The organism is Stakelama sediminis (assembly GCF_014199335.1).
GTDB lineage: Bacteria > Pseudomonadota > Alphaproteobacteria > Sphingomonadales > Sphingomonadaceae > Sphingomonas > Sphingomonas sediminis.
In genome coordinates this window covers 1-1093 of record NZ_JACIJI010000024.1, presented here as the reverse complement: position 1 = coordinate 1093, position 1093 = coordinate 1, and the positions used below count along the sequence as shown (strand labels likewise).

Here is a 1093-nt window from a genome sequence, read left to right as displayed (position 1 = left end):
TCGGCCTTCTCGTCCGATGGGCAGTCAAAACAGCTAGGCAGAACAACCCTGACTGAGCGCCGGTACGCTCATGCGAATTTGTCCACGCCGCCTAGGCCGTAAACCCATAAATGGCATCATCGCGGTTTGAGCCAAAATGGCGTGGTGCAAGGAGGAAAGGCGCAGGAATATGTCAATATTTCCAGACTTTTCGACGCCGCACCGGGCCATTTTGATCAAATCCCGCAGGGACGTCCAAATGGCTTCCATCTCGAACCGAACGCCGCTTGCAAAGGCAAAGAGCCTTTGCCGCGCGTTATTCGGCCCGATCTGTTCGCCATTTGGGCGCCTCGACGGTGCCATTTATGGGTTTACGGCCTAGTCAGGGACACAGCATGGCTCGCTACAGGTATCGGAACCGAGGCCACAGGAAGGATCTATGCGTTTTGACAGACCGTCACGCGTCATTCCCGTCGGACGCGGCAGACACCATCGCTCCAGGCGTGGCAAAGGGCGTTACGGGATGATGATTTTGACAGCCGTCGCCGGCGCGCTCGGCGCCGTCATTGGCATCGTGCTGACCGATGGGGTCCCGTTCTCGCCAGCGGCAAGCCCCACTAACGCGGTCTTGCACGGCTGTTCGGTCACCGATGGCGACACCATTCGTTGCGGGGCGGAGCGCATCCGGCTGCTCGGTATCGATGCACCCGAACTGCCCGGCCATTGTCGGCCCGGACGCCATTGTGCGCCGGGTGATCCGTATGCCTCGACGCGAAGTCTGCGCGCAGCGATGACGGAGGCGATCACGATCGAGCGGGTCGGCACCGATCATTATGGACGGACACTGGGCGTGGTGTCGAGCAGTCAGGGCAACCTTTCCTGCCTGCAGCTCAAACAGGCGCAGGCGATCTATGTAGAACGCTGGGATAACGGCCATCGTATCCGGCAAGCCTGCCCCGATCTGGCACGTTAGCGCCTCGCCCTACCCTTCGGCGTCCTGCTTCAGCGCTTCCAGCCGCTCGAGGCACAGCGTCTCGACGGTATCGCGCAGCTGCGCAATCGCAGCGGCGAGCGCGTCGAGATCGTCGCGGGTAATGGCGTACTGTGCCGAGTA

General features: G+C 61.3%; 1 protein-coding gene. It reads left to right on the top strand.

The window, feature by feature from the left end; genetic code table 11:
* Window positions 1-502: 502 nt before the first annotated feature.
* Complete coding sequence (locus FHR23_RS16440) at window positions 503-952, top strand: thermonuclease family protein (RefSeq protein ID WP_246359975.1); 450 nt, start codon at window positions 503-505, stop codon at window positions 950-952.
* Window positions 953-1093: the final 141 nt, after the last annotated feature.